This is a genomic window from Fluviibacterium sp. S390 (assembly GCF_049800695.1).
In the GTDB taxonomy this organism is placed as follows: Bacteria; Pseudomonadota; Alphaproteobacteria; order Rhodobacterales; family Rhodobacteraceae; genus Meridianimarinicoccus.
This window is the reverse complement of the sequence record NZ_JBNAFN010000015.1, coordinates 105372-113103: the sequence shown is the minus strand read 5'-3', so window position 1 is coordinate 113103 and position 7732 is coordinate 105372. Positions and strand designations below refer to the sequence as shown.

At 60.3% G+C, this 7732-nt stretch carries 4 protein-coding genes, 2 tRNA genes and 1 rRNA gene; 1 reads left to right on the top strand and 6 read right to left on the bottom strand.

Translation table 11 applies throughout. The features are described from left to right. Positions 1 to 111: 111 nt before the first annotated feature. The 3 genes from ACP15K_RS13140 to ACP15K_RS13130 form a co-directional block, all read right to left on the bottom strand. Positions 112 to 187, bottom strand: a tRNA-Ala gene (locus tag ACP15K_RS13140). Between the two features lie 102 nt (positions 188 to 289). Further along, positions 290 to 366 (bottom strand) — tRNA-Ile (locus ACP15K_RS13135). Positions 367 to 660: 294 nt separating this feature from the next. Next, a 16S ribosomal RNA gene (locus ACP15K_RS13130) occupies positions 661 to 2126 on the bottom strand. A gap of 772 nt (positions 2127 to 2898) precedes the next feature. Between ACP15K_RS13130 and ACP15K_RS13125 the strand changes: the two genes are divergently transcribed. Next, positions 2899 to 4302 (top strand): arylsulfotransferase family protein, encoded by a 1404-nt coding sequence (locus ACP15K_RS13125; RefSeq protein WP_424990718.1) that lies wholly within the window; start codon positions 2899 to 2901, stop codon positions 4300 to 4302. Here the strand turns inward: ACP15K_RS13125 and msrQ are convergent. From msrQ to ACP15K_RS13110, 3 genes are all read right to left on the bottom strand, one after another. Further along, a complete protein-coding gene (msrQ, locus tag ACP15K_RS13120; RefSeq protein ID WP_193143226.1) occupies positions 4299 to 4907 on the bottom strand; it encodes a protein-methionine-sulfoxide reductase heme-binding subunit MsrQ in 609 nt (202 codons plus the stop codon). The genes ACP15K_RS13125 and msrQ overlap by 4 nt on opposite strands. Before the next feature lie 79 nt (positions 4908 to 4986). After that, positions 4987 to 5898: a protein-methionine-sulfoxide reductase catalytic subunit MsrP gene (gene msrP, locus ACP15K_RS13115; protein WP_193143214.1), complete on the bottom strand. Its 912-nt coding sequence runs from the start codon at positions 5896 to 5898 to the stop codon at positions 4987 to 4989. 85 nt (positions 5899 to 5983) lie between these two features. Then, positions 5984 to 7477, bottom strand: a complete 1494-nt coding sequence (locus ACP15K_RS13110) for an FMN-binding glutamate synthase family protein (protein ID WP_424990717.1) — start codon at positions 7475 to 7477, stop codon at positions 5984 to 5986. Positions 7478 to 7732 lie beyond the last annotated feature (255 nt).

Sequence of the window (7732 nt, the reverse complement as noted above, 5' to 3'; positions counted from 1 at the left end):
GCCGCATCGCGGTGGGTGGAGCGTCATCCCGAAGGGATGCTCAATGCCGCAGGCATTGTCAGGCAAAAAACCTGGGCTCGACCAAAAAAGCCGAACGCAGTGAGGATTTTTTGGTGGAGCCTAGGAGGATCGAACTCCTGACCTCCTGAATGCAAATCAGGCGCTCTCCCAGCTGAGCTAAGGCCCCGAAGTCATGGTGGGTCGATGCCCGCACCGCCCGCAGAACCGAAGGTTCGAGGACGTGCAAATGGAAGCTCTCCGACGAGATCCACCAGTTCGCGCAGCAAAATGGTGGGTCGAGGAGGACTTGAACCTCCGACCTCACGCTTATCAGGCGTGCGCTCTAACCACCTGAGCTACCGACCCTCATGCCGACCGCATCGCGGTCAAACCGCTCCGGTGGAGCGGTTTGAGGCATGAGCCGAGCGGCCATGCCGCGAGGTGTGCCGGCTGATGAATGCGGAGCGCAGTTCCGAAGAACCGCAGGTGATTAACCCGCATCCTGCTGTAAGACTGAAGAGATATGAGGACGGCCTGGTCCGGTGAGACTTGCGTCTCATATGTCATATCCGGCCAAATGGCCGTTCCCTTCGTGAGAAAGGACATGACTGCTAAGTGTTCCATGAGATTTGCGAACAAATCTACGCGGAACATCCTTAGAAAGGAGGTGATCCAGCCGCAGGTTCCCCTACGGCTACCTTGTTACGACTTCACCCCAGTCGCTGATCCTACCGTGGCCGCCTGCCTCCTCGAGAGGTTAGCGCAGCGTCGTCAGGTAGAACCAACTCCCATGGTGTGACGGGCGGTGTGTACAAGGCCCGGGAACGTATTCACCGCGTCATGCTGTTACGCGATTACTAGCGATTCCGACTTCATGGGGTCGAGTTGCAGACCCCAATCCGAACTGAGACAGCTTTTTGGGATTAACCCATTGTCACTGCCATTGTAGCACGTGTGTAGCCCAACCCGTAAGGGCCATGAGGACTTGACGTCATCCACACCTTCCTCCGACTTATCATCGGCAGTTTCTTTAGAGTGCCCAGCCGAACTGCTGGCAACTAAAGACGTGGGTTGCGCTCGTTGCCGGACTTAACCGAACATCTCACGACACGAGCTGACGACAGCCATGCAGCACCTGTATGAGATCCAGCCGAACTGAAAGATCCATCTCTGGATCCGCGATCTCTATGTCAAGGGTTGGTAAGGTTCTGCGCGTTGCTTCGAATTAAACCACATGCTCCACCGCTTGTGCGGGCCCCCGTCAATTCCTTTGAGTTTTAATCTTGCGACCGTACTCCCCAGGCGGAATGCTTAATCCGTTAGGTGTGTCACCGAATAGCATGCTACCCGACGACTGGCATTCATCGTTTACGGTGTGGACTACCAGGGTATCTAATCCTGTTTGCTCCCCACACTTTCGTACCTCAGCGTCAGTATCGAGCCAGTGAGCCGCCTTCGCCACTGGTGTTCTTCCGAATATCTACGAATTTCACCTCTACACTCGGAGTTCCACTCACCTCTCTCGAACTCAAGACTGGCAGTTTTGGAGGCAGTTCCAGGGTTGAGCCCTGGGATTTCACCCCCAACTTTCCAATCCGCCTACGTACGCTTTACGCCCAGTAATTCCGAACAACGCTAACCCCCTCCGTATTACCGCGGCTGCTGGCACGGAGTTAGCCGGGGTTTCTTTACCAGGTACTGTCATTATCATCCCTGGCGAAAGAGCTTTACAACCCTAAGGCCTTCATCGCTCACGCGGCATGGCTCGGTCAGGCTTGCGCCCATTGCCGAAGATTCCCCACTGCTGCCTCCCGTAGGAGTCTGGGCCGTGTCTCAGTCCCAGTGTTGCTGATCATCCTCTCAAACCAGCTATGGATCGTAGGCTTGGTAGGCCATTACCCCACCAACTACCTAATCCAACGCGGGCTAATCCAATGGCGATAAATCTTTCCCCCGAAGGGCACATACGGTATTAATCTCCGTTTCCAGAGGCTATTCCGTACCATTGGGTATATTCCCACGCGTTACTAACCCGTCCGCCGCTATCCCCGAAGGGATCGCTCGACTTGCATGTGTTAGGCCTGCCGCCAGCGTTCGTTCTGAGCCAGGATCAAACTCTCAAGTTGAAAGCGTCTTGCAACGCTATCCTTGACGTTCGAACCTCTGCACATCGTCCCCCTGTTCAAAGGGGACATCTTCTGTTCAACGTGCATCGTTTCCAAAGAAAACGAAGCCGCCAAACAGTGAAGCTGACACCACATCATCGGAACCGAAATCCCTAGTGGCGCGATATACAGAAGGCTGATCCATCGAATGAACCAAACCGCCCACATATCTCTTCAGATACTCAATTGTCAAAAAACGCGGAACAAGGCAAAAACCCAAATCCCTGACCCCCAGAGGCAAAAACCAACAGGTGGCGCAAATCTTACTCGCGCAACCCGCTCGATCAGTCCCTGAATGTCGTCACCTTCCGAAGCCTCTCAACCCCGTCCAGCCCCCCAACAGCGCGTCGCCGCCCCGTCGGTGAAGGGGTGTCTAGAGCCACTCTCAAAGAGTCGCAACCCCTTTTTTGAAGAAAATGAAGGTTTCTGGAAATCCCCGGAAAAAACAAACAATAACATACGGATACTATCCATCACCCGCACAGCAACACTCCCCGCCAAAACCAGAACACACCCAAACCAAAACCACAAACGGTACCGCGATACCCAATGACCAAAGGGAAACCCAACAAACAAAACACAAACAATACCAATATCCGCGAATCCAAGAAAAACAACGCAATCGCAGAGCCGAACAAGGGTTGCTGCACCGCCCGATCTTCGCAAAGATCGCGACACGTCTAAGGCGGGCCTGACGGCATGTCCAAGTGGCCCGGCCGGAATACCCGGCCGCATGGCCAAGGGACGGAAGGAGATGACGATGTGGTTCGAGCGCGTCCTGTTCAAGCGGGTGGAAGTGTGGCTGGTGCTGCTGCTGCTTGTTCTGGTTCTGCCCGGCATCGTCCTGTTCGGCGAGATCGTGAAAAGCGAAGCGGTGTCCCGCCAGTACCCTGACCGGCCATCCCGCTGGGGCACCATCGGCGATGCGGCCTATTTCGTGGCCGATCTGCCCGAGGTGCTGAAAAGCGCGATGGAAACGGGTTCGGCCTTTCACGCCGGCAGCGCGCGACGCCTGGCCGATATTCCTTCGGGCTGGTCGCAGGTTTCGGACGGAACGGCCCTCTCGGGCTATCTGCTGTTCAGCCGGATCGACGGCGATCTGGGTCGGACCGTCGTGGAACTAGTGGACCTGAGCGACTTCTCGGTCCTGCACCGCTGGCTGCCGGCGCCCGAAACGCTGTTCGCCGGGCTGCCGCGCACGTCGAAGATCGTGCCCTATGCGTTCTGGTCCTCGGCCCGGTTCCGCGCCATGCACCCGCTGCTGGAGGCTGATGGCTCGCTGGTGATGCATGGCCAGACCTCGCCGCTGATGCGACTGTCCCCTTGCGGAGACATGCTTTGGATGCAGGACGACATCATGCTGCACCATTCGCTGAACCGGGATGCCGAGGGCAACTACTGGTCGCCGGGGTTCACCGAACCGACAGAGCTTGGCCTGTCAGAGAAGTTCCACGACGATACGCTTGTGCAGATCTCGCCCGAGGGAGAGATTCTGTTCACGCGGTCGCTGACGCAGCTTCTGATCGATCATGGCCATGAGTACATGGTCTACCAGATGGGAGAATACCGCGAGGATCCGCTGCACCTGAACGATATCCAGCCCGTTCTGTCGGACGGCCCCTATTGGAAAACCGGCGATCTGCTTATCAGTGCGCGGGATATCGCAGCGATCCTGCTGTACCGGCCCTCGACCGACGAAATCCTGTGGATGAAGCGCGGACCGTGGATGGCCCAGCATGACGTGGATATCCTGGGGCCGACCACCATCTCGGTGTTCAACAACAACGTGCGCAACCGGGGCGCCGGCGCTTATATCGACACCACCTCCAACGTGCTGGTCTATGATCTGGAAAGCGACACGGTGACCAGCCCCTACCAATCAGCACTGGAAGAGGCCGTGGTTCTGGCCACCACCAACGGGTTGTCGGACATGACGGAGTCCGGGCATCTGATCGTGGAGGAAGACACCGCGGGCCGGCTGCTGGTCTTTGGACCTGACCGCGCGCTGGCGTGGCAATACATGAACCGGGATGCGGCGGGCACGCCCTATCGCATGGCATGGTCGCGCTATGTACCCAAGGCGCTTGGCGATCAGGCGCGGGCGGCTCTGGCGGCGGCCTCTTGCCCCGCGCCTTAGCGGCGCGGCACCAGACGCAGCATCAACAGACCGACGATAGCCCCGAAATAGAGGATCGGTTCGGTCTGCCAGCCCTTCACCAGCATCACGAAATGCGCCGATCCCAACAGCACCGCCGGGTAGGTCAGCATGTGCAGGCGGCGCCAGCGCAGCGGCCCCAACCGGCGCAGGCTCCAGTTGTTCGAGGTCAGCGCCAGCGGCAGAAGACACAGGAACCCGGCCATGCCGATGGTGATATAGGGCCGTTTGACGATGTCCTTCCAGATCGCTGCCAGGGATTGCACGTCCAGCAGGGCCCAGACGCTGAGATGCGCCAGCACATAGAAGAAGGCCGTCAGACCGATGGCACGGCGAAAGCGGATCAGGTTCACACCCAGCATGCGCCGCAGGGGGGTCACGGCCAGCCCGGCCACCAGGAATTGCAACGCCAGAAGCCCATAGCGATGTTCCAGCGCCTCGATCGGGTTGACGCCCATCTCGCCGTTCAGGGCCTTCCAGAAGAACCACGGCATCGGCAGCAGCCCAAACAGATAGACCGGCCACGTCGGCAGCCGCCGGGAGGCCGTGTTCAGCGCATCGGTCACCGCCGCCCAAAGCGGCGTCATCGGTGCGTTCGCGCCGGGTGTGATCCGTTGAGTCATGGCCCAAGCCCTTGGCACGTCGCGCCGGGGCGCGCATCTGCTGTCAGTAGAATTTCGCCAGATCCATGCCGGAATACAGGCCCGCAACATCGTCGGCATAGCCATTGAACATCAGGGTGGGCTGCTTCTTGGCGAACAGGCCGCCGCCAACCCGGCGTTCGCTGGCCTGGCTCCATCGCGGGTGATCCACTTGCGGGTTCACATTGGCATAGAAACCGTATTCGCGCGGCTGCAGCATGTTCCAGGTGGTCGGCGGTTCCTGATCCGTCAGGGTGATCCGCACGATCGACTTGATCGACTTGAAGCCATACTTCCACGGCACCACCAGCCGCAACGGCGCGCCGTTCTGGTTGGGCAGCGACTTGCCGTACAGCCCCGTGGCCATCAGGGTCAGCGGGTTCATGGCCTCGTCCAGCCGCAGCCCCTCGCGATAGGGCCAGTCCAGCGCCGATGTCCGCTGGCCGCGCATTTCCTCGGGGCGGAACAGGGTCTCGAAAGCCACGTATTTCGCCGAGGGCTGCACCCCGACCTTGTTCAGCAGGGCGCCCAACTCGAAGCCGTTCCAGGGGATAATCATCGACCAGGCCTCGACACAACGGAAACGATAGATCCGTTCCTCGATGGTCAGCCCGGCCATCAGGTCGCCCAGATCGTAGGTGCCCGGACGCTCGACCATACCGTCGATCTTGACGCTCCACGGATCGGTGGTCAGGGCCTCGGCATGGCGGGCCGGATCGGTCTTGTCCCATCCGAACTCGTAGAAATTGTTGTACTGGGTGATGTCCTCGAAGCTGTTGGGCGTCTCGTCGGTGGAAAACGCCCCGGCCGCATGCAGCGGTCGCGCCAGCGCGGACAGGCCAAGGACCCCCGCGCCGGCCAGCAAGGTCCGACGGTTGAGGAAATCGGCTTCGGGTGTGACATCGGCCCAGGTCAGTCGGCGAGAGTGGCGGCGCATCGGATCCTCCGTTGATCACCGGGAACCTAACCCGCTTGGCCGGGGGGTCAAAGACAACCCTGCTCACAGCTTCGTTGGGAATGTGTCAGGTCGGGCTGACATGCTCGGGCTCGGGATACAGCGCGTTCATCCGCAGCGACCGGCCGTTGGGCTGCACCAGCCGCACATGTCCCCGGCCCAACTGGCGCGGCCCGTCGACCCCGACCGAATGGGCGATGACTTCGACCTCCTTGATCACCGAAGTCGCGAAATTGGCCACCTTGCGATACTTGTCCTCGACCACCAGCCCCTGCTGGAGGCGCAAGTCATGGGTGGTGATCCCGGTCGGGCAGGTGTTCTTGTTGCACTTCAGCGCCTGGATACAGCCAAGCGCGAACATGAAGCCACGCGCCGAGGTGACGAAATCGGCCCCCGCCGCCAGCGCCCAGGCCACATCGCCGGGATTGACCAGCTTGGCACTGGCGATCAGGCGGATGCGGTCCCGCAGGCCGTATTCGTTCAGCATGTCCGACATGCGGGGCAGCGCCTCGCGAATGGGCATGCCCACCAGATCCATCAGCGGCATGGGCGAGGCCCCGGTGCCGCCCTCCCCGCCATCGATGGTGATGAAATCCGGCGCACTGTCGGCGCCGCGTGCGTTGATGGTCGAAAAGAACTCCCGCACCCCGTCGACCGAGCCGATGCACATCTTGACGCCCACCGGCTTGCCCGTGACCTCGCGCACATGGCCGATGAAATCCAGCAGGTCGTCCCAATTGTGCACTTCCTTGTGGCGATTGGGCGAATAGCTGGTTTCGTTCAGCGGGATGCCGCGAATTTCGGCGATCTCGGGGGTGATCTTGGCGGCCGGCAGGATACCGCCCTTGCCCGGCTTGGCGCCCTGGCTGAGCTTGATCTCGAACATGCGGATGTTGTCATGGGCCGCGATGGCGGCCAGCTTGCCATCGTCCAGATGCCCCGCCACATCGCGCACGCCGTATTTTGCGGTGCCGATCTGATAAACCAGATCACAGCCCGATTTCAGGTGATAGGGCGACACCCCACCCTCGCCGGTGTTCATCCAGATGCCCGCCTCCTTGGCACCCCGCGCCAGCGCCAGAACCGCAGGTTTGGAAATGGCGCCATAGCTCATGCCCGAGATATTGAAGAACGACGGCGCCTCGAACGGCTTGCGCGCGCCCGGTCCGATGACCAGCGGCCCCGCCGGGGCGGCTTCCTCATCCAGCGGCGGGAAGGCCGAATTCACGAAGATCGACGTGCCGACCACTTCAAGGTTGCGGGTCGATCCGAAGGCGATGGTATTGCCCTTGCCCGAGGCCGCCCGCGAGATCCAGTCGCGCTGCGCCCGGTTGAAGGGCAGTTCTTCGCGATCCATGGCAAAGAAATATTGCCGGAAGAATTCCCCCAGCGCGGTGAACAGATGCCGGAAGCGGCCCAGCACCGGATAGTTGCGGCGGATGGCGTCACGCGTCTGCACTCGGTCGATGATGAACAAGGTGATCGCCACCACCAGCGCCACCATAAGCCCCAGTACCAGCAACAGCCCCAGAAAGTTCAGCCCGCGTTCTACAAATTCCATCCGGTTCATCCTTCTCGGCCGCCCCGGCGCCCGCCGCCCGGTCTGGCTGCCACCGATTGCGCCACAATCGCCGGTAAAGAACAAAGGAAATCCGAAGACCGCCCCGGTTTTTCGTCACAAGCCCTCACTTTGAGTTGACTGGAAATCCCAGGATCGCGGGCTTAGGCGCGCCGGGGCCGCCGTCAAGATCCTTCCACGCGGCCAACCGGCCTGATTTTTGTCCGCGCCTGCCTACTCTCTGTGCCAACGCAACGA

What these genes read in the sequence shown, in the direction of transcription:
- ACP15K_RS13110 (WP_424990717.1), bottom strand. Translation starts at nt 7,477, where the DNA reads ATGGAATTTGTAGAACGCGGGCTGAACTTTCTGGGGCTGTTGCTGGTA.
- msrP (WP_193143214.1), bottom strand. Translation starts at nt 5,898, where the DNA reads ATGCGCCGCCACTCTCGCCGACTGACCTGGGCCGATGTCACACCCGAA.
- ACP15K_RS13125 (WP_424990718.1), top strand. Translation starts at nt 2,899, where the DNA reads ATGGCCAAGGGACGGAAGGAGATGACGATGTGGTTCGAGCGCGTCCTG.
- msrQ (WP_193143226.1), bottom strand. Translation starts at nt 4,907, where the DNA reads ATGACGCCGCTTTGGGCGGCGGTGACCGATGCGCTGAACACGGCCTCC.